At 64.2% G+C, this 23,924-nt stretch carries 17 protein-coding genes; 8 read left to right on the top strand and 9 right to left on the bottom strand.

The features are described 5' to 3' along the window. Window positions 1-119: 119 nt before the first annotated feature. The 3 genes from AC07VY_RS14035 to AC07VY_RS14025 are packed head-to-tail and all read right to left on the bottom strand — an operon-like array spanning window position 120 to window position 3,101. Window positions 120-782, bottom strand: coding sequence for an RluA family pseudouridine synthase (locus AC07VY_RS14035; protein ID WP_495074339.1), 663 nt, complete (start codon window positions 780-782; stop codon window positions 120-122). Beyond that, window positions 769-1,032, bottom strand: coding sequence for a VF530 family protein (locus tag AC07VY_RS14030; protein ID WP_495098156.1), 264 nt, complete (start codon window positions 1,030-1,032; stop codon window positions 769-771). Before AC07VY_RS14030 ends, AC07VY_RS14035 begins: the two co-directional genes overlap by 14 nt. Next, window positions 1,029-3,101, bottom strand: coding sequence for a PAS domain-containing hybrid sensor histidine kinase/response regulator (locus AC07VY_RS14025; protein ID WP_495098157.1), 2,073 nt, complete (start codon window positions 3,099-3,101; stop codon window positions 1,029-1,031). The genes AC07VY_RS14030 and AC07VY_RS14025 overlap by 4 nt, the downstream gene beginning before the upstream one ends. A gap of 281 nt (window positions 3,102-3,382) precedes the next feature. On the opposite strand from AC07VY_RS14025, the gene AC07VY_RS14020 reads away from it, so the two are divergent. Next, a complete protein-coding gene (locus AC07VY_RS14020) occupies window positions 3,383-5,641 on the top strand; it encodes a putative bifunctional diguanylate cyclase/phosphodiesterase (protein ID WP_495111312.1) in 2,259 nt (752 codons plus the stop codon). 74 nt (window positions 5,642-5,715) lie between these two features. On the opposite strand, the gene AC07VY_RS14015 is transcribed toward AC07VY_RS14020, so the two are convergent. Continuing rightward, window positions 5,716-7,185 carry a hypothetical protein gene (locus AC07VY_RS14015; protein WP_495074335.1) on the bottom strand — a complete coding sequence of 490 codons (1,470 nt, stop codon included), beginning with the start codon at window positions 7,183-7,185 and terminating at the stop codon, window positions 5,716-5,718. A gap of 360 nt (window positions 7,186-7,545) precedes the next feature. Between AC07VY_RS14015 and AC07VY_RS14010 the strand changes: the two genes are divergently transcribed. The 6 genes from AC07VY_RS14010 (at window position 7,546) to AC07VY_RS13985 (ending at window position 16,257) form a co-directional block, all read left to right on the top strand. Beyond that, window positions 7,546-8,940, top strand: a complete 1,395-nt coding sequence (locus tag AC07VY_RS14010; RefSeq protein ID WP_495098159.1) for an 8-oxoguanine deaminase — start codon at window positions 7,546-7,548, stop codon at window positions 8,938-8,940. A 134-nt stretch (window positions 8,941-9,074) separates the two neighbouring features. Continuing rightward, the gene (dinG, locus tag AC07VY_RS14005; RefSeq protein WP_495098160.1) at window positions 9,075-11,255 is read left to right on the top strand and encodes an ATP-dependent DNA helicase DinG; all 2,181 of its coding nucleotides are present in this window, start codon (window positions 9,075-9,077) and stop codon (window positions 11,253-11,255) included. A gap of 27 nt (window positions 11,256-11,282) precedes the next feature. Beyond that, window positions 11,283-12,155, top strand: a complete 873-nt coding sequence (locus tag AC07VY_RS14000) for a methylglyoxal synthase (RefSeq protein ID WP_495098161.1) — start codon at window positions 11,283-11,285, stop codon at window positions 12,153-12,155. Window positions 12,156-12,274: 119 nt separating this feature from the next. Continuing rightward, a complete protein-coding gene (locus AC07VY_RS13995) occupies window positions 12,275-13,828 on the top strand; it encodes an MBOAT family O-acyltransferase (RefSeq protein WP_495098162.1) in 1,554 nt (517 codons plus the stop codon). A 12-nt stretch (window positions 13,829-13,840) separates the two neighbouring features. Continuing rightward, window positions 13,841-15,103 carry a hypothetical protein gene (locus AC07VY_RS13990; protein WP_495098163.1) on the top strand — a complete coding sequence of 421 codons (1,263 nt, stop codon included), beginning with the start codon at window positions 13,841-13,843 and terminating at the stop codon, window positions 15,101-15,103. Window positions 15,104-15,204: 101 nt separating this feature from the next. Next, window positions 15,205-16,257, top strand: a complete 1,053-nt coding sequence (locus AC07VY_RS13985) for a S1C family serine protease (protein ID WP_495098164.1) — start codon at window positions 15,205-15,207, stop codon at window positions 16,255-16,257. Between the two features lie 61 nt (window positions 16,258-16,318). Here the strand turns inward: AC07VY_RS13985 and AC07VY_RS13980 are convergent, their stop codons facing one another. Together AC07VY_RS13980 and AC07VY_RS13975 are read right to left on the bottom strand one after the other, a co-directional pair. Then, complete coding sequence (locus AC07VY_RS13980; RefSeq protein ID WP_495098165.1) at window positions 16,319-16,951, bottom strand: LysE family translocator; 633 nt, start codon at window positions 16,949-16,951, stop codon at window positions 16,319-16,321. 33 nt (window positions 16,952-16,984) lie between these two features. Beyond that, complete coding sequence (locus AC07VY_RS13975) at window positions 16,985-18,916, bottom strand: ABC-F family ATP-binding cassette domain-containing protein (RefSeq protein ID WP_495098166.1); 1,932 nt, start codon at window positions 18,914-18,916, stop codon at window positions 16,985-16,987. 319 nt (window positions 18,917-19,235) lie between these two features. On the opposite strand from AC07VY_RS13975, the gene gnd reads away from it, so the two are divergent. Continuing rightward, entirely contained in the window at window positions 19,236-20,660 is a 1,425-nt protein-coding gene (gene gnd, locus AC07VY_RS13970) for a decarboxylating NADP(+)-dependent phosphogluconate dehydrogenase (protein WP_495098167.1), read from the top strand. Window positions 20,661-20,667: 7 nt separating this feature from the next. On the opposite strand, the gene prmB is transcribed toward gnd, so the two are convergent. The 3 genes from prmB to AC07VY_RS13955 are packed head-to-tail and all read right to left on the bottom strand — an operon-like array spanning window position 20,668 to window position 23,872. Next, complete coding sequence (prmB, locus tag AC07VY_RS13965) at window positions 20,668-21,534, bottom strand: 50S ribosomal protein L3 N(5)-glutamine methyltransferase (RefSeq protein WP_495098168.1); 867 nt, start codon at window positions 21,532-21,534, stop codon at window positions 20,668-20,670. Further along, on the bottom strand, window positions 21,531-22,724 hold the full coding sequence (gene dapE / locus AC07VY_RS13960; protein WP_495098169.1) for a succinyl-diaminopimelate desuccinylase: 1,194 nt from the start codon (window positions 22,722-22,724) through the stop codon (window positions 21,531-21,533). Before dapE ends, prmB begins: the two co-directional genes overlap by 4 nt. Further along, window positions 22,724-23,872, bottom strand: coding sequence for a PilT/PilU family type 4a pilus ATPase (locus AC07VY_RS13955; RefSeq protein ID WP_495074323.1), 1,149 nt, complete (start codon window positions 23,870-23,872; stop codon window positions 22,724-22,726). The genes dapE and AC07VY_RS13955 overlap by 1 nt, the downstream gene beginning before the upstream one ends. Between the last annotated feature and the right edge of the window lie 52 nt (window positions 23,873-23,924).

The raw sequence follows: 23,924 nt of genomic DNA, 5'->3' as shown, positions 1-23,924 counted from the left end.
CTCCACTTGCATGAAAAATACGGCTTCAGCGCAGCTAGTACCTGCGCTGCCAGCTATCAATAGTGTAGTAGATCGTGCCTTGGCCCAGGCCAGGTGTACGACTGCGACGGGCGAGACCGCTAGAACGGCGCGGTGCTCTCGAATAGCAGTGCCTCGCCTGTGGCTGGGTGCTGCAGCGCCAACCTGCAGGCATGCAACAGCAGGCGCGGGGCCTGGGCTTGTACGGCGGGCGGGGCGTATAGCGCGTCGCCCAGTATCGGGTGGCCGATGGCCGCCAGGTGCACGCGCAGCTGGTGCGAACGGCCGGTGACGGGCTCCAGCAGTAGCCGTGTGCTGTGCTCTGTGGTGGATAGGGGCTGCCAGCGCGTGCAGCTGGGTTTGCCTTCTGCGGGGTCAATCATGCGCAGCGGCCGGTTCGGCCAGTCCACGCGGATAGCCAGGTCGATCTGGCCCCAGCCGTCGGCATTGGCCGGCGCGGGCAGCTGACCAGCCACCACGGCGGTATAGCGTTTGTCCACCTTGCGGCCGGCGAAGGCGGCGTTCAATAGGCGTTGCATCTCCGGCCCGCGCGCCATCAGCAGCAGGCCGGAGGTGGACATGTCCAGCCGGTGAACTATGAGCGCATCCGGGTACAGCTGCTGCGCGCGGGTGCTCAGGCAGTCCTGCTTGTCCTCGCCGCGGCCGGGCACGGACAGCAGGCCGCTGGGTTTGTTGAATACCAGGAGATGCGGGTCGGCGTAGACCGTGTCCAGGCCGGGGCCAGGGAGGTTAGAGCCGTCCACGGCGTTGTTCACGCTGCATGAAGAGGAACAGGCTTTCGACCTTTTCGCGCGCCCAGGGCGTCTTGCGCAGGAACTTCAGGCTGGAGTTGACGCTGGGGTCGCTGGTGAAGCAGCGGATATTGATCTGCCGGCCCAGCTCGTCCCAACCGTAGGCGGCCACCAGCTGGGTGAGTATGGATTCCAGCGTGACGCCGTGCAGCGGGTTGCGGGCCTGGCTTTGGGGCGGGGTGGGGGTGAAGTCGGCAGTCATGAAGAGGCGTTGTCCAGAATCAGGCGCTGCACGGTAGCACACAGCTCTTCCACGTCGTTCGGCTTGTGGATCAGTGCCTTTACGCCCTCGGCGATGGCGCTTTGCTCGATTTCGGCGGTGATGTAGCCGGATGCCAGCGCCACCGGCAGGTCCGGTCGTATGCGCTGGGCTTCGCGCACCAGGTCCACGCCGCAGTAGCCGGGCATGTTGAAGTCGGTGACCAGCAGGTCGTATTCGGCGGCATTGGCGCGCAGCTCTGCCGCGGCCTTGTTGGGGTCGGAGAAGCCATTCACGCGCAGGCCGCGCCGGCGCAGCAGGCGCTCCACCAGGAACACCAGGGCGTGGTCGTCGTCCACATACATCACGTGCTTGCCCTGCACGCCGGCGCTGGGCGCGGCGGGTGTGGCCGGGGCGGCCGGAGGCGGGGCGGAGACTGTTTCCGAGGCCGGGAAGTACAGGGTGAAGCGGCTGCCCAGGCCGGGCGCGCTTTGCACATCGACAGCGCCCGCATGGCTGCGCATCACCCCGTGCACCACGGCCAGGCCCAGGCCCGTGCCTTGGCCCACCTCTTTGGTGGTGAAGAAAGGTTCAAAAATACGCCGCAAGGTCACGTCGTCCATGCCTTTGCCGCTGTCCAGCACGGCCAGCATGGCGTGGGGGCCGGGCGCCAGGCCGAGGCGGGTGCACAGCCGCGCATCGGGTACCACGCCGGACAGCTCGATGCTGACCACGCCGCGTGGCTCCACTGAGGCCTGGATGGCATTGGTACACAGGTTCAGCACGGCTTGCTGCACCTGCACCGGGTCGGCCAGCACCACCGGCGTGTCGGGGTTGATGTGCATGTGCAGCTCTACCGCGGGCGGCAGGGTCACGCGCAGCAGGCGTTCGGTTTCCACCACCACCTCGGCCAGGGACACGGGGCTGCGCCGGGGCGCCTCGTTGCGGCTGAAGGTAAGGATCTGGCGCACCAGGTCACGCGCGCGGCGGCCGGCTTTTTCGATCTCGTGCAGGCTGACCTGGGCCGGCGAATTCGGGCCGGCGTCTTCCTTGGCCAGTTCCACATTGCCGAGGATGGCACTGAGGATGTTGTTGAAGTCGTGCGCAATACCACCGGCCATGGTGCCCACGGCCTGCATTTTTTGTGATTCGCGCAGCTGGGCTTCGAGTACGCCGCGCTGGGCTTCGGCGCGCTTGCGGCTGGTCAGGTCGCGGGCGAAGACGGTGGTGGTTTCGCCGGTGGGGTGCCGCTCGAACGACACGCTGACCTCGACCGACAGGGTGCGGCCGCTGGCCGTCAGGGCCTGCATTTCGCCCAGAAAGGCTTGGGTGGAGATCTGGTTCAGGGCCAGGGCGTGCTCGGCGTCCGGGAAGAAGCGCGCCAGCGCGCTGCCTAGCGCCTGCTCGGACGGGCACTGGAACAGGGCCGCCGCCGTGGGGTTGAAGACGGTGATGCGCTGGTCTTTGTCGATGCAGATGATGGCGTCCAGCGCGGAGTTGATCACCGCCTCCAGCCGGCTTTCGCTCATGCGCAACTGTCCGTTACGTTGGCGCAGGGCGGTGGCGCTAAGTTGCAGGGCGCGGCGCTCGGCCAGCAGTGGGCCCTGGTCCACCACCGCGCAGATGTAATGCACCAGGGATTCCTGGGCGCTTTCCAGGCGGGCAATGTGCAGGTCACCCGACATGGTGCCCGTGGGGCCGATGTTGAACACCACCTCGGTGGCTTCACAGTGGCCATCCACCCGCGCTTCGCGGAAGGCCTGGCGTACCTGCTCGGTACAGCCGGGGCTGACGAAGGGCATCAAAAAGTGCAGCGGCCGGTCGCGCTCGGTGGGTTGGAACAGGCGCTGCGCCATGGCATTGCTTTGCACCACCATGTCGTGGTCGTCCACCACCATCAGGGCCAGGGGCACGCCGGAGAAAAGGGTTTCAAAACGCTCGGACGCGGCTTCGGCCGCAGCCTGGCTGAAGCGCAGCACCTTGTTCTGGCTTTCCAGTTCTGCCTGGTAGGCGCGCAGGTCGCGCACAACTTGCGGCAGTGGGTGGTCCTCAGGCGAGCGGTCTTGCGGCATGGCGTTAGGGGCAATGTACACCCCGGCCGGGGTGGGCGCAGGGCGGTGGTAGCGGGCGGGTCTGCAGGGGATTTCTGTCCCACATTTTGACGACTTCCCAGCGTGAAATGTAACAAAGAAGCTGAAGTGGCTTTGCGGATTCCGCTATTTCAGGTTATTGCAAATCGATGCGGTTTATAGAGCACATCCGGTTACGATAGCGGGCAATCTATTTTCCAAGGTTATTTTGTATACGATTCATGCTGCCCTACACCAGTGACGTTGTTCTTTATTCGCTTCTGGTGAATGCAGTTGTGAACCTGACGATGGGCCTGGCTCTGCTATGGGTATGGCTGGGCCGTCGCAACCAGCTGTTCGCGCGTGACATGGGGGCCGCGCAGCTGGCCCAGTTCCTCGTGCCCTGGGGTTACATCTTTGGACAAAGGGCCCAGCCTGCATGGGCCGGTGCTGGCCTGGCGCTGGTGGTCATCAGCCAGACGGCCAGCATCCTGCTGATGCTGCGCGGCAGTACCCGCTTTGTTGACTGGAAGCTCAGCCGCCGTGAGTGGCAGAGATTCCTTTCCTTATTTCTATTGGCGGACCTGGCGGTGCTGGGATTCCAGCAGCAGCTAGCCCTGGCGTGGCTGGTTCCGGTATTTCTGGTGTGGGCCGGCCTGATGGTCAGCCGCGGCCTGCACCGCAGTGGCAGCACCGAACGAGCCGTCGGCCCGTTGATGCTGCTGCTGGGTGTGCTCGGCGTGGGCCAGGCGCTGCTGGCGCAGGACGGCATGGCCGTGCTGCAGACAAATCTGGTCTCGGTGCTGCGCTTGGCCCTGGGCCTGGTGCTGATGTATGTGGCGCTGGAGCGCTCCATCCTGGAGTCGCGCCGTCTGCACAACCGCTTCCAGCGCCTGGTGGAGCGTTCGCACCAGGGCATCATGGTGTGTGCCGGCCCGCATGTACTGTTTGCCAACCCGGCCTTGATGGCCATCTACGGTTTTACCGACCTGGCCAAGGTGGCCCCCGCATCGCTGCTGCAAGGCATTCCGGCGGACGAGGTGGAACAGGTGCACGGCCATCTGCGCCAGTTGAATTCCGGTCGTGCCGACCATGTGCAATGGGAAGGCCTGCGGTACCGCCAGGACGGCTCGGCCGTGTGGCTGCGCTTTTCGGCCTGGCGCACGCGCTGGGACGATGTGAAGGCCATCCAGTTTCTGGTGACGGACCAGACCCGGCGCCGCGAGGTCACGCAGGCCTTGCAGCTGCAAGCCATGTATGACGACCTGACCGGCCTGCCGAACCGGCGCGCCTTGCTGCAGGCGCTGCGTGAGCGCTGTGGCAACCAGCCGCAAGGGGGGCCATTCGGCTTGGTGCTGCTGGGCATAGACCGCTTCAAGCTGTTCAACGAGGCCCATGGCCTGACGGTGGGTGATGAGGTGCTGCAGGCCCTGGTGGCCATGCTGTTGCACGAGATGGGCGAAGGCTGCGGCCTGATGCGTCTGGGTGCAGACGAGTTCGCCTTCGTGGTGTCCTGCGACGACGACCTGGATCGCCCACAGGCTTTGGCGCGCCAGGTGCAGGCTTTGCTGCAGCGCCCGTTGTTGCTGTCGCAGCATGATTTCTTCATCGACGTGTCCATGGGCATCGCACTCTTCCCGGAGCACGCGCAGGACGCCGAATCCATGCTGCGTGCCGCCAATACCGCCATGCATGTGGCCAAGCGCACGCCGGGCACCTCGGTGGCGCTGGCGGAGGCGCGCTTCGAGCAGGGCTCCAGCGACGTGCTGGAGCAGGAGCAGGCCTTGCGGACGGCCATCGAGCGGCGCGAGTTCAAGCTCTTCTACCAACCCAAGGTGGACGCGCACACTGGCAGCCTGACCAGCTTCGAGGCCCTGGCCCGCTGGGACAGCCCCATGCGCGGCTGGGTCAGTCCCATGGAGTTCATTGCCGTGGCCGAGCGCACTGGGTTGATAGACGACCTGGGCCAATTGCTGCTGATGCAGGCCTGCGAACAGGTGGCGGACTGGCGTACCCGTTTTGACGATGTGGTGCCGGTGGCCATCAATGTCTCGCCGCTGCAGATGCTGGGTGGTGGCTTTCCGGCGCTGGTGGAAGGCCTGCTGCAGCGCTACGACCTGCCGGCCAAGGCCTTGCTGCTGGAGCTGACCGAGAGTGCAGCGGTGTCCAACCAGGCCGAGGTGCGCGAGCAGATCTTGCGCTTGCGTGCCTTGGGTGTTGGCGTGGGCCTGGATGACTTCGGCACCGGCTTCTCGTCGCTGAACATGCTGCGCAGCCTGCCCGTGCAGTCGGTCAAGATAGACCGTGGCCTGATCGAACCCCTGCCAGCACCCGATGCCACGGCCGTGGTGCGCGCCGTTTGCCAACTGGCCGTGGCGCTGGACTTGAATGTGGTGGCCGAAGGCATTGAAACCGAGGCCCAGGCCGTGGTGGCGCGCGCCGCGGGCTGCCATGAGCTGCAGGGCTTTTTGTTCGCCCAGCCGCTGACGCCGGACGAAGCCAGCCAGTGGCTGGGCTACGCGCCTGTTGCGGTAGAAGTCTGATGTTTATAAGAAATATGCCGCTAGCGCAGGTAGTTCCTGTGCAGGCAGCTATTTAAACTGTAGCGCCAGCCGTATCAGGCGCGGTGCGAAATCTCTACCACCACGGCGCGCGCGGCCAGGGTCTGCACCAGGTTTTCGGCGGCTGCGCGGTTGCGGGCATCCAGGTTGGCGTCCCACTCGTCCAGCAGATAGACCGGGCTGCTGGTCTTGTCGGTGATCTCCTGGAGTGCGCGCAGCTGGCGTTCGCCGGATGAAAAGCCGCTGTTGCTGGGGGCATCCTCACCATCGCCATCTTCTTCGGCATCGTCTGCTTCATTTCCCTGGGCAAATGCAAATGCCAGCTTGTCGTGCGTAGGCCAGTAAAAAGCCTGCTGGCCCAGCGCTACCTTCAGGGCCGCCAGCAGAGTGGACTTGCCCGAGCCATTGCCGCCGCGCACCATCAGTCGCCCGGCGGGTTGGGCATGCACGGCCTGCAGCACCCCGTCCAGCGCGGTACAGGGCAGGGTGGGGCCGCCCGCTGCCCATTGCAGTTTCAACTCTTCATACGCAATGCGCTGCGTGAAGGCCGCGTCGGGCGCTGGGCGCATGGCGTTGCAGGCGCCGCCTATGCGCGTCCACACGGCGGCCAAGTCGTTCCAACCCGAGGCCAGGTCGTGCATATCGCTGGACAGGGCAATCTGCCGTGGCAGGGTGGCCGCCAGGGCCACCAGTAGGCTGGTATTGCCGGCGTTGTCTCCCGCCACCCAGGCCAGATAGGCGAACAGCGCGGCCAGCGAGACGATGCCGTTGATGGTGGCCAGACCTTCGCGCGCCAGGATGGCGCGGATCTGCGCCGCCAGCGCATCGCGCAGCCGGGTCTTGAAGCCCGCGTGCCACAGGCGAAAGTTGTAGCGGTTGCCGCTGAAGATGTTGTCCCAGGCGCTGTAGGTGTGCGCCGTCATGCGGTTGGTGCTGCGCTGGTGCGCCAGATAGGCCGCGGCCACCGGTTTGCGCAGCAGCCATTGCATTAGCAGCAAGGTGGCAAACACCGCCGCGTAGACCAGGGGTAGCCCGCCGTCTATCGCCACACCCAGCACGGCAGCATTGAACAGCAGGCCGAACAGCAGCTTCAGGTCGGCTTCCAGTTCATAGACCAGCTCGAAGAAGATGTGGAAGGCTTCGTTGGTTAGAAACGGCTCCACCTCTTCACGCTGGTCCTTGTCGCCCAGCAGGCTGGCCTGACCCCGGTTGTCGCGGGCGAAGCGCAGCATGTAGCGGCCAAAGGCGCCAAAGCCGGCGCGCTCGGCAAAAATCCAGCTGCTGGCGCCCAGCACATAGGACGCAGATTGCACGCCTACGATCCACACGAAGTCGGACACCAGAAACACCTTGTCCACCACGTCGCGACCGGCTTCGATGATTAGCCAGGTGGTGCTGGCCGCCAGCGCGGCCTCGGCCATCAGGAACAGCAGCATCCAGAAGAACGGAGCGCAGACCAGAAAGCGCAAAAAGTCACGGTTTTGGTAGGGCGGCAGTGCGGATCGGGGCGTCAGAAGGGCGTGCATAGAGGAGGGCGATGGTACATGGCCGGCATTTACACGGGCTTCGTCACAAAAGCCACGGGCCGTAGCCTTAGAATTCGCACCCAATAGAGGGCGTTAGGGAGGCGCAGGTTTTTTTCTAAGACTTGTCAACCGCCCGTACAGCGCTGCGTTCTAGAGGTGTCTGCAGGTAAATGTGAATTGAATGACAGACGTTTTTATTTTTTCACTCCGAAAGAAGACCATGGCAAAGAAGAAGCACAGCAAGAAACCAGCTAAGAAGTCGGTTGCCAAGTAATTCTTGGGTAGACTTTGGAAAAAACCCGCCTCTGGCGGGTTTTTTTCTGCGCGCTCATTTATCCTCTTCGGCCTATGCACACGCCTATGTCCACGCTTTTGATACGCAATGCCGAATGCTTGGCTACCATGGACGCCCAGGGCCAGGAATGGCGCAATGCCTATGTGTTCATCCGCGGCGGTCACATTGAATCGCTAGGGCCCATGGCCGACATGCCGCCCGGCCTGGCGGACGGCGCCGACGAGGTGATTGACGCCAGCGGCCACCTGGCGCTACCCGGCCTGGTCAACACCCACCACCACATGTACCAGAGCCTGACCCGGGCCATCCCCCAGGTGCAGAACGCCGAGCTGTTTGGCTGGCTGCGCGGGCTGTACCCTCTCTGGGCCGGGCTGACGCCCGAGATGGTCCATGTGTCCACCCAGATCGCCATGGCCGAGCTGCTGCTCAGCGGCTGCACCACCAGCAGCGACCACCTCTACATCTACCCGAATGGCGTGCGCCTGGACGACAGCATCCACGCGGCCCGCGAGATCGGCATGCGCTTCACTGCCACCCGGGGCAGCATGAGCGTGGGCGCGTCCAAGGGCGGTCTGCCGCCCGACAGCGTGGTCGAGAATGAAGACGCGATCCTGAAGGACACACAGCGTCTGGTGCAGCAGTACCATGACGCCGGCCATGGCTCCATGCTGCAGGTGGCGGTGGCACCGTGTTCGCCGTTCAGCGTCAGCCGCGACCTGATGCGTGAGTCGGCCCGTCTCGCGCGCAGCCTGGGTGTGCGCATGCACACCCACCTGGCCGAGAACGACCACGACATCGCCTACAGCCGCGAAAAATTCAACTGCACGCCCGCCCAGTACGCGCAAGAGCTGGGCTGGCTGGGCGACGACGTGTGGCACGCCCACTGCGTGAAGCTCGATGCCGAGGGCATCAGCCTGTACGCCGCCACCCGCACCGGCGTGGCCCATTGCCCCTGCAGCAATATGCGTTTGGCCAGCGGCATTGCGCCCATCCGCAAGATGCTGGACGCCGGCGTGCCCGTCGGCCTGGGCGTGGATGGCAGCGCCAGCAACGACGGCGCCCACATGGTGGCCGAAGCGCGCCAGGCCTTGCTGCTGGCCCGCGTGGGCAAGTCGCTGGAAGCTTTCGGTTGTGATAGCGGGCCAGCCGAAATGACGGCCCGCGACGCGCTGGCCATGGCCACGCGGGGCGGCGCCCAGGTGCTGGGTCGGCAAGACATCGGCCATCTGGCGCCCGGCATGTGCGCCGACCTGGCCCTGTTCGACCTGCGCACCCTGGGCTTTGCCGGCGGTGCAGTGCACGACCCGCTGGGCAGCCTGCTGCTGTGCGCCAGCCCGCAGGCCGCCTACACCGTGGTTAATGGCCGCGTCGTGGTGCGCCAGGGCCAGCTCACCACCGTGGACCTGGGGCCGCTGGTGGAGCGGCACAACCGCCTGGCCCTGCAGCTGGCCCAGGCCTGATTTTTCATTGCTTCAATTTTGATAGCTGCCAGCGTAGGTAAATCCTGCGCTAGAGCCATTTTTTCATATAAACCTGGGCCGATGCAGCTGCTCCGTTAAACTGTAAGCCCATACAGCCCTGCATTTGTCTGCCCATGTCGCCCGAAAACCTCGCCCAGTCCGCTCTTGACGCTTTTGACCAGGTGGTGGGCGCAGCGGGCGGCTTTCGCAGCCGGCCCGGGCAGCGGCTGATGGCTGAGCGCGTGGCCCAGACCTTTGCCGAGGCTACGCTGGGCAAGCTGGAGGATGATGACGCCATACCCCAGCGCTCCATAGCGGTGATACAGGCCGGTACCGGCGTGGGCAAATCCCTGGCTTACTGCGTGCCGGCCATTGCCCTGGCGCTGTCCCGCAAGACCCGGGTGCTGATCTCCACCGCCACCGTGGCCCTGCAGGAGCAGTTGGTCAGCAAGGATCTGCCTGCACTGGCGGCCCTGATGCCCGAGCCTTTTCGCTTTGGCCTGGCCAAGGGGCGGGGCCGTTATGTGTGCAAGCTCAAGCTGGCGCGCCTGGCCGGCGAGGGCGGTGCGCTGGACGAAGATGATTTTTTCGCCGACGAGTTGGCCGCCGCCGGTGCCCCCCTGGTGCGCCACGACGAAGAGGCCCGCATGCTGCAGTACGCCGGCCTGGCACGCGATCTGGCCAGCGCCACCTGGGATGGTGACCGCGACAACCTGGCCCAGCAGCCCGATGCCGACATCTGGCAACCCATCGCCGCCGAAGCCAGCAGCTGCACCGGCAAGCACTGCCCGGTGTTCAACGGCTGCACGTATTTTGAAAAACGCAAGGAGCTGGTCGGCGCCCAGGTGATCGTGGCCAACCACGACCTGCTGCTGTCCACCCTGGGCACGCGCACCTTGCCCGAGCTGGACAACTGCCTGCTGGTGCTCGACGAGGGCCACCACCTGCCCGCCGTGGCGCTGGACAAATTCTCGTGCTCCATGGACCTGAGCCGGCTGGGCTGGATAGACACCCTGGCCAGCCGCTCCAAGCGCATAGGCTCGCTGATGGCCGTGTCCGAGGTGGCCGAGGTCGGCCGCTATGCATCCCAGCTCAAGCAGACGCTGGAGGAGATCGCCCGCAGCGTGGCCGAGCTGTATGCCCCGGTGCTGAACGAGCCGGCCGGCGCCTACGGCCCGCCGCGCGTGCGCCTACCCAAGGGCGAGCTGCCGCTGATGTTGGTTGAGCCGCTGGGCATGGTCAGCGTGCTGGCCGAGAGCTTTCTGGACGTGCTGAATGCCATCGCCAAGGCCTTGCGCGCCGAGATGAAGGACAACCCCAACGAGGCGCGTCGCCTGTCGGTGCTGTACGCCCAGTTGGGCACGCTGTCGCCTCGGCTGGAGTCGGTGCACGCCACGGCACAGCTGCTGTTGCAGGAGGTTCCAGCCAACCCATCGGGCCCGACTCGCGCCCCGGTGGCCAAATGGTTCACCCTGGCGAACAACGACGGCCGGGTGCAGATCAAGGCCTATGCCAGCCCCATCTTGCCCGGCTCGGCCCTGCGCGGCCAGTTGTGGGCCGGTGTGCGGGCGGCGGTGGTGACATCGGCCACGCTGACCAGCTGCGGCGAGTTTGATTTCTTCCTGCGTGAAACCGGTTTGAAAGAAGACGACGCCACCACCACGCTGGAGGTAGCCAGCCCCTTTGACTACGCCAGCCAAGGCCAGTTTGTCACCGTGCAGACCCTGGCCGACCCGCGCAATGCCAGCGCATTCACCTCCGAGATGGTGCTGGCCCTGGTGCGCGACCTGGCCGATGTGCAGCATGGCGCGCTGTGCCTGTTCACCTCGCGCGACCAGATGCGCCAGGCCGTGCTGGCCTTGCCCGAGGCACTGCGCAGCCTGGTGCTGGTGCAGGGTGACCTGCCGCGCATGCGCCTGATGCAGCAGCACCGTGAACGCGTGCAGGCCGGCCTGGTGTCCATCATCTTTGGCATGCAAAGCTTTGGCGAAGGCCTGGACTTACCGGGGCAGCTGTGCGAAACCGTGTTCATCGCCAAGCTGCCCTTCGCCCCGCCCGACGACCCAGTGGGCGAAGCCCGGGCCGAATGGCTGCGCGGCGTGGGCCGCGACCCGTTTTCTGAGCTGGTGGTGCCGGCCACGGCCATCAAGTTGGCCCAGTGGGCAGGCCGCGCAATCCGCACCGAGACGGACAAGTCCTTCGTCTACTGCTACGACCGGCGCCTGTCCGACACCTCGTACGGCCAGCGCTTGCTGCAAGGCCTGCCGCCGTTTGCCCGCAAGCGCCTGGACGCCCAAGGAAAAGTGTTGGCGTAAATTACAGAAATACCTGAGGAGACAACCATGCGTTTCGGACTCATTGCCCACCGCCTGCACCGCCAGGGCTCCGACAGTGGCTTGCTGCGCTGGCTGCGCGCCGCCGAACCCTCGGTACGCGGACTCAACCTGGGCCTGCACGCTGTCGGCGGCACCTATGACGCGGTGGAACGCTACGGCTTGCTGGACAGCTTCCCCGGCCTGGTGCGCTACCCGAATGGTTTTGAAGGTGGGCTGACGCGCCTGGTCTCGCACATCGTGGGTGGCGTGAACCCCGCGCATGCGCTGGATGGCGTGATCTTCCTGATCGACCCGGTAGACCCTTCCTCGATGTACCCCGAGGCCCTGGCCCTGAAGCGCCAGTGCGTGACCCACGGCAAGCCCTTTCTGGCGACCGAAGCCGCGGCGCTGGAATGGTTGGAGATCGAGGGTTTGCACGCCGGCCTGGCACCAGCCCAAACGTCCGGCAAGGCCCTGCTGGACGCCATGCCGTCCCAGGTGGTGGCGCTGATCGCCCACGATGCGCTGAAGACCCAGATGGTGGAGTTTGCCGGCACGCATTTCGACCTGCTGTCGCGCTACCAGGAACGCGTGGCCACCGGTACTACCGGCGGCCTGCTGAACGCTCTGGCCTGGAGCCGCGGCTGGCCGCGCGACAAGGCCTGGGCCACACCCTACCGCAGCGGCCCGCTAGGCGGCGACGCGCAGATCGCCGAGCGCGTGCTGGACGGCACCTGCCAGAAGGTCATCTTCTTCGAAGATCCGCACGTGGCCCGCCAGCACGAAGCCGACATCCAGCTGATGGAGCGCGCCGTGTGTAGCGCCGGCGAGCGCACCAGCTGCATGAACTCCCCATCCATGGCCTGGCACTGGGCACAGGCGCTGACCCACGTGGTCTGAGTTTGAGGAAAAATGGCCGCTCGCGCAGATGCAATCTGCGTAGCTAGCTCCTAAATTGCTAGCTATGATGTTGCCGCTGCCGTGTGGTTCGGTGACCGCCATGAAGCTTTGGGTGCCCCATGCTATTTAATTCGGTCGAGTTTCTGTTTTTGTTCCTGCCGGTCTTGTTGCTGGTGTTTTTCCGCATCGGCCGCTACAGCGTGCGTGCCGGTGCGGTGTGGCTGACGGCCTGCTCGCTATTTTTCTACGCCTGGTGGAATCCGGCCTATCTGGGTCTGCTGCTGGCGTCGATTTTTTTCAACTACACCGTGGGCTACCGCCTGGCCCAGGGCGACGACATCGGTTCGCGGCGCCGCAAGTGGCTGCTGGCGTTTGGCGTGGGGGCGGACCTGGCGCTGCTGGGCTACTACAAGTACGCGGACTTCAGCATCGGCATCGTGAATGCATCCCTGGGCACGGCTTACCCACTGGCAGGCATCGTGTTGCCTCTGGGCATCTCGTTTTTCACCTTTACGCAGATCGCGTTTCTGGTGGATGCGGCGCAGGGCAAGGCCAAGGAGTTCAACTTCATCCATTACAGCCTGTTCGTCACTTATTTCCCGCACCTGATCGCCGGGCCGGTGCTGCACCACAAGGAAATGATGCCGCAGTTCACGCGGGCCAGCACCTACCGTTTCCATTCAGAGAATTTCACCGCTGGCTTGACCATGTTTGCGCTGGGCCTGTTCAAAAAAGTGGTGCTGGCCGATGGCGTGGCACCTTACGCCAGCCTGCTGTTCAAGGCTGCGGAGCAGGGCGAGGCCCTGGGCCTGCTGCAGAGCTGGGGCGGTGTGCTAGCGTACACGCTGCAGCTGTATTTCGACTTTTCGGGCTACTGCGACATGGCGATTGGCCTGTCTTTCATGCTGGGCGTGCGGCTGCCGCTGAACTTCAATTCGCCCTACAAGGCCGCCAATATTGCCGATTTCTGGCGGCGCTGGCACATGACGTTGTCGCGCTTTCTGCGCGACTACCTCTACATCCCGCTGGGCGGCAACCGCAAGGGTGTGTCCTGGCGTTACCTGAACCTGATGGCCACCATGCTGCTGGGTGGCCTGTGGCACGGCGCGGGCTGGACCTTTGTCATCTGGGGCGGCCTGCATGGCCTGTACCTGGTGCTGCACCAGGGCTGGCAGGCCGTCTGCCGCCGGCGCGGCTGGGACGCCGGGCCCCGTACGGTGCTAGGCCATACGCTGGCCGTGCTGCTGACCTTTCTGGCGGTGGTGGTGGGCTGGGTGTTCTTCCGTGCCAGTACGCTGGATGGCGCGCTGCGCGTGCTGGGCGCCATGCTGGGGCGCGACGGCATCAGCCTGCCGGACGCGATTGGCCTGCGCCTGGGCGGGCTGGGCAACTGGCTGGCACTACAGGGCGTAGCCTTCACCCCGGGGGGCGGGCGTGATTTCGTGATGACTTTTGTGTGGGTGATCGCCTTGCTGCCCATCGTGTTTTTCGCACCCAACAGCCAGCAGATCATGGGCCGCTTCAAGCCCGCGCTGGACCAGGGCGGCGACGCTGTGCAGGCCCGCTGGCTGTGGGCGCCCAACCGCCGCTGGGGCATGCTGATGGCGGTGGTGCTGGCCTGCGGCCTGCTGCTGCTGACCCGGCCCAGCGAGTTTTTGTACTTTCAGTTTTAAGGCCAGGCACCCATGAAGCGTTATCTTTTGGGTTGGCTGGGCTTGACTGCTGTTCTGGTACTGCTGGTTGCTGTATTCAATGCGGTAGTGGACCCATATGGCCTGATCCGTGGCGTGGACCGTGCCGGGTTCAATCGCGTCAAACCTGCGGCTGGTGCCCACGGCGCCATGGCCAAGGCCTACCAGGTGCTGCGGGTGCAGCCAGGCGCGTTGGTACTGGGCAATTCGCGGGCCGAAGTGGGCTTTGACCCGCAGCATCCGGCCTGGCCTGCGGGCGCACAACCGGTGTTCAACCTGGCGCTGCCCGGTACAGACACCTCCACCAGCGTGCAGAGCTTGCAGCATGTGCTGGCCAACTCCGGTGCCCACCCCAAAGTGGTGGTCTGGGGCGTTGATTTCATGGACTTTTTGGTGGACCCGCGCATGCCGCCGTCCAGCCCCGCAGGGGTAGGCTCGGGCGGGCGCTGGCTGACGCAGGATGACGGCGCTGTCAACCCAACCCGCTGGCGTCAGCAGCTGCGCGACTATGCGGAATCGACCCTGACCATGGGCGCCTTGCTGGACTCAGTGCAGACCCTGGCCAGCCAGCGCAACGCTTATGCCAGCGATCTCACGCCGCTGGGCTTCAACCCCATGCAGGATTACGTCAAGATCTCGGCGGACGAGGGTTACTGGAACGTATTTCGGCAGAAGGACGTGGCCAACCTGCAGGCCTATCTGCGCCGCCCCAAGAGCATTCTGGATGCGGGTGGCCGCTCGTCCTACGCGCTGGAGGACTTGCGCCGCGTCATACAGCTGTGCCAGCAGAACGGCATAGAGCTGCACCTGGTGGTCTACCCCTACCACGCCCACTTGCTGGAGATCATGCGCCTCAGCGGGCATTGGCCGGTGTTCGAGGACTGGAAGCGCATGTTGGTGCGTACGGTGGAGCAGGCTTCCGTGCCGGGTCGGCCTGTGCCGCTGTGGGACTTCAGCGGCTTCAACCGCTATGCGAACGAAGATGTCCCCCCGCGCGGCGACCGCCATAGCGCCATGCAGTGGTACTGGGAGGCCGGTCACTTCAAGAGTGCGCTGGGCGGACTGGTATTGGGCCGTGTGCTGGGGCATGGCGCGCCAGACCCGGCATGGGGCGTGCAATTGCAATCTGCGAACCTGGAATCGCATATCGCCACCCTGCAGGCACAGGAGCGGGATTACCGGCTCAGCCATGCAGCCGATGTGCAGGCCCTGGAGACTTTGGCCAGCCAGGCCAGGGAGCGCATGCCAAGCCGCTGAGCTACCAAGCAAGCCGGGTGTGAATACCCCTAACGTTGTGTCCAGATTGATTTAGGCGCATTCTTTGTAAGCCGGCGTTGGCTGTTTACAAGGAGTCCGCCATGTCCATCGGTACGCACTTGTTTTTAACCCGGACGCGGCGCGCTCTGGGCGTTCTTTTGCTGCTATGGAGCCCCGTATGGGCGGCGGTGGAGCAGCCGCCACCGACCACGCAGACGGCCGTGGCCGCGCTGACCAAGGCGAATGCGGCTGTGGTAGGTGTGCAGGTCAGCGTGGCAGAGAACGCGCGTTCGGCCCAGACCCTGGGGCAGCAGCGCGCCGGCTCCGGCGTGGTGATTGGCGACGACGGCCTGGTGCTCACCATCGGCTATCTGATGCTGGAAGCACAGACCATCCAAATCACCACCCAGGACAACAAAACCCTGCCGGCACAGGCCGTGGCCTACGACTTGGCCACCGGCTTCGGACTGGTACGGCCGCTGGTGCCTTTACGCGGTGTGCAGCCCGTGCCGTTGGGCAGCTTGGGTGAATTGCACAACGGCGAGCCGCTGATGGCCGTGACTGGTCCGCAGCCCAGCGGGGACGGCGGCGACATCACCATGGTCCAGGCGGTGAGTAAGCGGCCATTTTCCGGCTACTGGGAATACCACATTGATGCAGCCCTTTTCACCAGCCCACCCATCAGTAACCACTCGGGCGCGGCCGTGTTCAACCAGAAGGGTGAGCTGATGGGTATAGGCAGCTTGTTTGTGGGCGATGCGTTTGGCAGCAGCCGCGGCGTGCCCGGCAATATGTTTGTACCGGTGGACTTGCTCAAACCCATTCTGGGCGAGATGCAAAAGACCGGCAGCAGCCAGCAAAGCCACCGCCCCTGGGTGGGGCTGAGCTCCAGCGAACAGGCCGGCCGGGTGCAGATCGTGAGGGTGAACCAGGAAAGTCCGGCCCAGCAGGCCGGCCTGCAGCCCGGTGACCTGGTGCTGGCGGTGGACGGCGTCAAGGTGACGACCCTCGAGTCGTTCTATAAAAAGCTGTGGGATCACGCCGAGCCCGACGCCTCCATAGAGCTAACGGTGTTGCAGGGCGCAGACATCAAGACCATTGTGCTCAAGGCCGTGGACCGCATGAACACCATGCAGAAGCCTGCAGGGATTTAAGGCACGTTTTAGGCTGCTGGCGCAGATAATACCTGCGCTGATAGCTATCGAATGTATAGCGTCAGGCGTGGCGGCGCACGGTCAGCAAAATGCCACCCATGGTGGCGAACAGCCCGCCGCAGACGCGGTTGACCCAGCGGATGTGGCTGCTGGATGCCAAAAATGGCGCCACCCGTGCCGTGCCCAGGGAGCACAGGGTCAGCACCGACATTTCCATGGCCATGAAGGTGCTGGCCAGGATGGCCATTTGCGAACCCCAGGCGGCTGCCGGGTCCAGAAATTGCGGGAAGAAGGCGGCAAAGAACAGCAGCGCCTTGGGGTTGCTGGCACCCACCATCAGGCCCTGCATGTAGCAGGCGCGCAGGCTGGGCAGGGCGACGGAGCCGGCCCGCTCGGGCGTGAATGCCAGCGCTGGGCTGCGCCAAGTCTTGATGCCCAAATAGACCAGATAGGCCGCGCCGCAGACCTTGAGCACGGTAAACGCCATTTCAGACGCTGCCAGCACCGCACCCAGGCCAATCGCCGACAGCAGCATGATGCCCAGCGCCGCCGTGATGCTGCCCACACCCGACACCACGCCACGCGCCCAGCCGTGCTGCAGCGCACGGGTAATGCACATCAACATGGTCGGGCCCGGAGACAGCACGAGTACCGCCACGGCGGCAATGTAGAGCAGATAGGTGGACAGAGTCATGGTGGCACCCAGGTTTGCGCGTTGATGGGTGGTTTAAGCGGCGGCTTCGACCTGTTCGGACAGGTTCATCCAGCGTTCTTCCAGCGGGTCCAGCTCCGCCACCACCTGCTTCAGGCGCTTGCTGGCCTGGGCAATTTCGGCGGGCGGCAGCTGGGTCATCAGGCGCTGTTCCAGGCCATCTTTTTCGGTCTGCAGAGCGGCGATGGCTTTATCGAGCTTTTCCAACTCGCGCTGTAGTGCCTTGGTGTTGACCACCGGTGCTGGCGGTGGTGCGGCCACCACCACGGGGGCTGGAGCGGCACTGGCGTTCTTGGCTTCTTCGCGCAGGCGCTTGGACTCTTCCAGCAGGTAGCGCTGGTAGTCGTCGAGATCACCATCAAACGGTTCGACACCACCGCGCGACACCATCCAGAACTCGTCGCAGACCGAGCGCAACAGGGCACGGTCGTGGCTGACCAGCATCACCGTGCCTTCGAATTCGTTCAGCGCCATGGCCAGCGCTTCGCGGGTGGCCAAATCCAAATGGTTGGTCGGTTCATCCAGCAGCAGCAGATTCGGGCGCTGCCAGACGATCATGCACAGCACCAGGCGGGCTTTTTCGCCGCCGCTCATGCTGCCCACGGCCTGTTTCACCATGTCGCCGCTGAAATTGAAGGTGCCCAGGAAGCTGCGCAGGTCCTGCTCGCGCGTGCCCTGGCCAGCCAGCTTGCCGGCGGCGGTGGTTTCCTTCACCAGGCGGATCATGTGTTCCAGCGGGGTGTCGGCCGGGCGCAGCACGTCCAGCTCCTGCTGGGCGAAGTAGCCGATGTTCAGGCCCTTGCCTTCGATGATCTCGCCGTGGATGGGCGTGAGTGCGCGGGCTACCGTCTTCACCAGGGTCGATTTACCTTGGCCGTTGGCGCCCAGAATGCCGATGCGCTGGCCGGCCAGCACCGATTTGCTGACCTTCTGCACGATGACCGTGGGGCCCGTGCCTTCGGGTGCGCCTTCAGGTGGCGGGTAGCCAAAAGTGGCGTCCGACATGGACAGCATCGGATTGGGCAGGTTGGCCGGTTCCTTGAATTCGAAGGTGAATTCGGCCTCGGCCAGCAGCGGCGCGATCTTCTCCATGCGGTCCAGGGCCTTGACCCGGCTTTGTGCCTGGCGCGCCTTGCTGGCCTGGGCCTTGAAGCGGCTGATGAATTTCTGCAGGTGGGCGATCTTCTCCTGCTGCTTGCTGAACGAGGCCTGCTGCTGCTCCATCTTCTCGGCACGCATGTCCTCGAACTTGGTGTAGTTGCCGCCGTAGCGGTTCAGCTTGGCGGTCTCAATGTGCACCGTCACGTCGGTGATGGCGTCCAGGAATTCACGGTCATGGCTGATCACCAGCAGGGTGCCGGTGTAGCGCTTCAGCCAGGCTTCCAGCCAGACCAGGGCGTCCAAGTCCAAGTGGTTGGTGGGCTCGTCCAGCAGCATCAGGTCGGACGGACACATCAGCGCGCGCGCCAGCTGCAGGCGCATGCGCCAGCCGCCGGAGAAGCTGTTCACCGGGTTGTCGAGTTCGGTGGTCTTGAAGCCCAGGCCCAGGATCAGCGCCTGGGCACGGGCCTGTGCGTCGCCGGAGCCGGCGTCGTACAAGGCCATATAGGCATTGGCCATGCGTTCGCCGTCATCGGTCGCTTCTGCAGCCGCGACTTCCTGCTGGGCGGCCAGCAGGGTCACGTCGCCTTCGATCACGAAGTCGGTGGCGCTTTGGTCGGTTTCGGGCATGTCCTGGGCCACCTGGGCCAGGCGCCATTGGGCCGGCACATTGAAGTCGCCGCCATCTTCGTGCAGCGTGCCGTTGAGCAGGGCAAACAGCGTGGATTTGCCTGCGCCGTTGCGGCCGACGAGGCCGACTTTTTCACCCGGATTGATGGTGACGTTGGCGCTGTCGAGCAGAACTTTGGCGCTGCGGCGCAGAACTACATTTTTAAGGGTGATCATGACAATGTGGCAGCCGTCGGCGGCCGGAGGATAAGAGATGTGGCCTGGACTGCCGCAAGGTGTTGCGGCCGACGGCATACGGGGATTTTAGGCGGCTCGGCCCTGGCTGCTGCGGGAGCCCACCGCCGCGCTTTGCTATGCGAGGAGGAGGGTTTTGTCTCTGCTATTTAAATGATAGCCACTTGCGCAATTGGAATAAGCGCTGCCAGCCTTTTTCCTTAATTTTACAGTAGCGCGCTGCAGCCGGGCCGCAGGTCTGTAAAAATGCCGGGCGATATTCCGCACCAGGCGTTGACAGCGCTATCCCAAGAAAGTGTTTATGAGCAGCAAGAAAAGTGATTTCGGATTGATTGGCCTGGCCGTGATGGGCCAGAACCTGGTGTTGAACGTGGAAAGCCGTGGCTTCCAGGTCAGTGTGTTCAACCGCACCGTGGACAAGACCAACGAATTCATTGCCGCCAACCCCGAGAAACAACTGGTCGGCTGTGACACGCTGGAGGCCTTTGTGCAAAGCCTGGCTTCGCCGCGCAAGATTCAGATCATGGTCAAGGCCGGTGCACCGGTGGACCAGGTAATCGAGCAACTAATTCCCCTGCTGGACAAGGACGACATCATCATCGACGGCGGCAACAGCCTGTACACCGATACCGAGCGCCGTGACGCCTATCTGGCCGGCAAGGGCCTGCGCTTCATCGGCGCCGGCGTGTCGGGTGGCGAGGAGGGCGCGCGCAAGGGCCCGGCCATCATGCCCGGCGGCCCGGCATCCACCTGGGAGGTGATGAAGCCGATTTTCGAAAGCATATCTGCCAAGGTGGACGGCCAGCCCTGCGTGATCCACATCGGCCCCGGCGGCGCCGGCCACTACGTGAAGATGATCCACAACGGCATCGAATACGGCGATATGCAGCTGATCTGCGAGGCCTATAGCCTGTTCAAGGCGGCCGGTTTCACCACCGACGAGATGGCCGCCATCTTCAACGAGTGGAACGAAGGCGCGCTGCAAAGTTACCTGATCCAGATCACCGGCAAAGCGCTGGAGCAAAGAGACCCGGAAACCGGCCAGCCGCTGGTGGACCTGATCCTGGACAAGGCCGGCCAGAAAGGCACGGGCCAGTGGACGCAGCTCAACGCGGCCGAGAACGCGGTGGTCATCGGCACCATCAACGCCGCCGTGGAAGCCCGGGTGCTGTCGTCGCAGAAGAAGCAGCGCGTGGCGGCCAGCGAGCATCTGCAAGGCCCCGTGGCCGACCTGAGCGCCGCCAAGAAGAACCTGGTCGCCAAGGTGCACGATGCGCTGTATGCCTCCAAGGTGATCAGCTACACCCAGGGCTTCGATTTGATCAAGACCATGGGCGAAAAGAAGCAATGGGGCCTGGACTTTGGCGGCATCGCGTCGATCTGGCGCGGCGGCTGCATCATCCGCGCGCGTTTCCTGAACCACATCACCGACGCTTACCGCACCGACCCGGCGCTGGTGAACCTGATGCTGGCGCCGTTCTTCAAGGACGTGCTGAACACCGCGCAGCAGAACTGGCGCGAAGTGGTGGCCTTGGCGGTGGGTAATGGGATTCCGGTGCCGGCCTTCAGCTCGTCACTGTCTTACTACGACAGCTACCGCTCCCATCGTTTGTCGGCGAATCTGCTGCAGGCGCAGCGCGACTTCTTTGGCGCCCATACCTACGAGCGCACCGACAAGCCCGAAGGCCAGTTCTTCCATACCGAGTGGCCGGAAGTGATCGGTTGAGTCCGGCTTAGAGGGTGTCCAGCGCCTCGCGCGTGACCAGCAGCACCTGGTCTTCGCCCGCGCTGGTTTCCAGCCAGACCACTTCGAGTGCCGGGAACGCGGCCTCGAAATATTCGCGCTCGTTGCCGATCTCCAGCACCAGCACGGCGTCGGCCGACATCTTGGCCGCGGCGTCTTGCAGCAGCTTGCGGATGAAGTCCATGCCATCCGTGCCGCCGGCAAGGGCCAGCACCGGCTCGGCCTGGTATTCGGCCGGCAGGGCGGCCATGCTCTGGCTGTTGACGTAGGGCGGGTTGCACAGAATCAAGTCGAACGGGCCGGCCAGCTGTGCCAGGCCGTCGGACTCGACCAGCTGGATGCGGCTTTGCAACTGGTGCTTGTCCACATTGATACGGGCCACGGCCAGGGCATCGGGGCTGATGTCAGCGCCGGTGACCTGTACGTCCGGGTAGACCATGGCCGCCAGCACGGCCAGGCTACCGTTGCCGGTGCACAGGTCCAGCACCATGTGGGTGTGCTCGTGCAACCAGTAGTCGATACCGCCGTCGATCAGCAGTTCGGCAATGAAGCTGCGCGGCACGATGGCGCGCTCGTCCACATAGAACGGCACACCCTGCAGCCAGGCCTCTTGCGTGAGGTAGGCGGCGGGCTTGCGGGTCTGGATGCGTGCTTCCAAAAGTGTAGCTACCAGCGCTTGTCTGTCCTGCGCTACAGGCTGATCTGCCACGGAATCCAGATCGTCCAGTGGCAGGCCCAGGCGCCACATGACCAGCCAGGCGGCTTCGTCAAAGGCGTTGGCCGTGCCGTGGCCGAAGGACACACCGGCAGCGCTGAGCTGGGCGGCAGATTGTTCTATCAGTTCTATGACGGTCATGGTGTGCTGGCCAGGTTCTCCAGCGTGCGCCGGTAGATGTTCTTCAGCGGCTCGATGTCGGCCACCACGATGTGCTCGTCGATCTTGTGGATGGTGGCGTTGGGTGGGCCGCATTCGACCACCTGGGCACACATCTGGGCGATGAAACGCGCATCGCTGGTGCCGCCGGTGGTGGACAGTTCGGTCTCCAGTCCGGTCTCTGCGCGGATGGCGTTGCGCAGTGCCTCCACCAGGGTGCCGGGCGTGGTCAGGAAGGGCAGGCCACCGACGGTCCAGGCGATGTCGTAGCTCAGGCCGTGGCGGTCCAGCACCTCGTGCACACGGGCTTGCAGCCCGTCGGGCGTGGATTCGGTGCAGAAGCGGAAGTTGAAGTCCACCACCACGGTGCCGGGAATGACGTTGTTGGCGCCGGTGCCTGCGTGGATATTGCTCATCTGCCAGCTGGTGGGCTGGAAGAAGTCGTTGCCAGCATCCCAGTCCATCGCCACCAGCTCGGCCAGCGCTGGCATGGCCATGTGGATGGGGTTCTTGGCCAATTGCGGGTAAGCGATATGGCCTTGCACACCACGGATGGTCAGCTTGCCGCTCATGGTGCCGCGCCGGCCATTCTTCACCATGTCACCGGTGCGTTCCACCGAGGTGGGTTCGCCGACGATGCAGTAGTCGATCGTCTCGCCGCGTTCTTTCAGCAGCTTGCAAACCACTACCGTGCCATCCACCGACGGACCTTCTTCGTCGCTGGTCAGCAGCAGGGCGATGGACAGCGGAGTATCTGGCTGGGCCGCGACATATTCTTCCACCGCGACCACGAAGGCGGCGATGGAGGTTTTCATATCGCTGGCGCCCCGGCCAAACAGCTTGCCATCGCGGTGCGTAGGGCTGAAGGGCGGACTGCTCCACTGCGCCAGCGGGCCGGTGGGCACCACATCGGTATGGCCGGCAAATGCTATTAATTTAGGAGCTTCTGACGCAGATGTTGCCTGCGTTGCAGGGGCAAAACCCTTGAAAGTACTTTTGCGAACCGCCCACAGGTTGGTGACGCGGAAGTCGTCCGGCCCGCTGATGATGGTCTCAAAAGTGAAACCCAGGGGCGCAAGGCGCTGGGAGATCAGTTCTTGGCACTGCGCATCCAGCGGTGTGATGGAGGGCAGGGCGATCAGTTGCTCTGCCAGGTACAGGGTGTGGGACATCAGGTCTTCACGTCGAGGGTGAATTCGGTAAAGGAGGGTTCGTCGTCGGGCACCTCGGGGGCCGCGGCAGGTGCGGTGGAGCCCCGGGTAAAGTCGTTCTGCAGGCGCCACATCAGGTTGGTGGCCGAGTCGGCGTGGGCTAGGCCCTCGGCGCGATCGATCAAACCGGTGGTGATCAGGCGCGCAATATCGGCTTCAAAGGTCTGCGAGCCTTCGGCGATGGATTTCTCCATGGCTTCTTTCACCCCGCCGATGTCGCCCTTGGAGATCATGTCGGCCACCAGCAGGCTGTTGAGCATGACTTCCACCGCTGGCACGCGCGTGCCCTTGGGGGTGCGCAGCAGGCGCTGCGAGACGATGGCTTTCAGCGCCGAAGCCAGATCGGCCTGCATGGTGGCGCGCACTTCCACGGGGTAGAAGTTCAATATGCGGTTCAATGCTTGGTAGCTGTTGTTGGCGTGCAGAGTCGCCATGCACAAGTGGCCGGTCTGGGCATAGGCCAGCGCAGCGGTCATGGTTTCGCGGTCGCGGATTTCGCCGATCAGGATCACGTCTGGCGCCTGGCGCAGCGCGTTCTTCAGGGCAATGGCCAGGGACGCGGTGTCGGAACCGATCTCACGCTGGTTGATCACCGAGCGGTTGTTCTTGAACAGGAATTCGATCGGGTCTTCAATGGTCAGGATGTGGCCGCTGGCCCGCTGGTTGCGGTGCTCGATCATTGCCGCCTGGGTGGTGGTTTTACCGGCGCCGGTAGAACCCACCATCAGGATCAGGCCGCGCTTTTCCATCACCAGGTCGCCCAGCACAGCGGGCACATTCAGCGAGGACAGCTGCGGCACTTCGATATTGATGTAGCGCACCACCACCGAGTAGCTGCCGCGCTGTCGCATGGCACTTACGCGAAAGCGACCCACACTGGCCATGGAGACCGACACATTCAGCTCACCGGTTGCAGACAGCTCGCGCATCTGCTCCACAGTGGTGACTTCGGCCAGCAGATTGCGCGGCGTGTCGAACTGCAGCACCTGACCATTGATGGGCACGCACTGCCCGTTGATACGTATCATGGCCGGCGCATTGGCCGACAGATACACATCCGAGGCATTTTTTTCCTGCATTAAACGCAGAATGCGCTCCATATTGCTCATGGTTTACCTCGGTTATTGCATCAAGGGCGTTGCGTGCCGGCTGGACCTTATT

It is taken from the genome of Rhodoferax sp. GW821-FHT02C08 (assembly GCF_059421805.1).
Note: the sequence above shows the minus strand (reverse complement) of the source record. Positions and strands in the feature narration are given on the sequence as shown.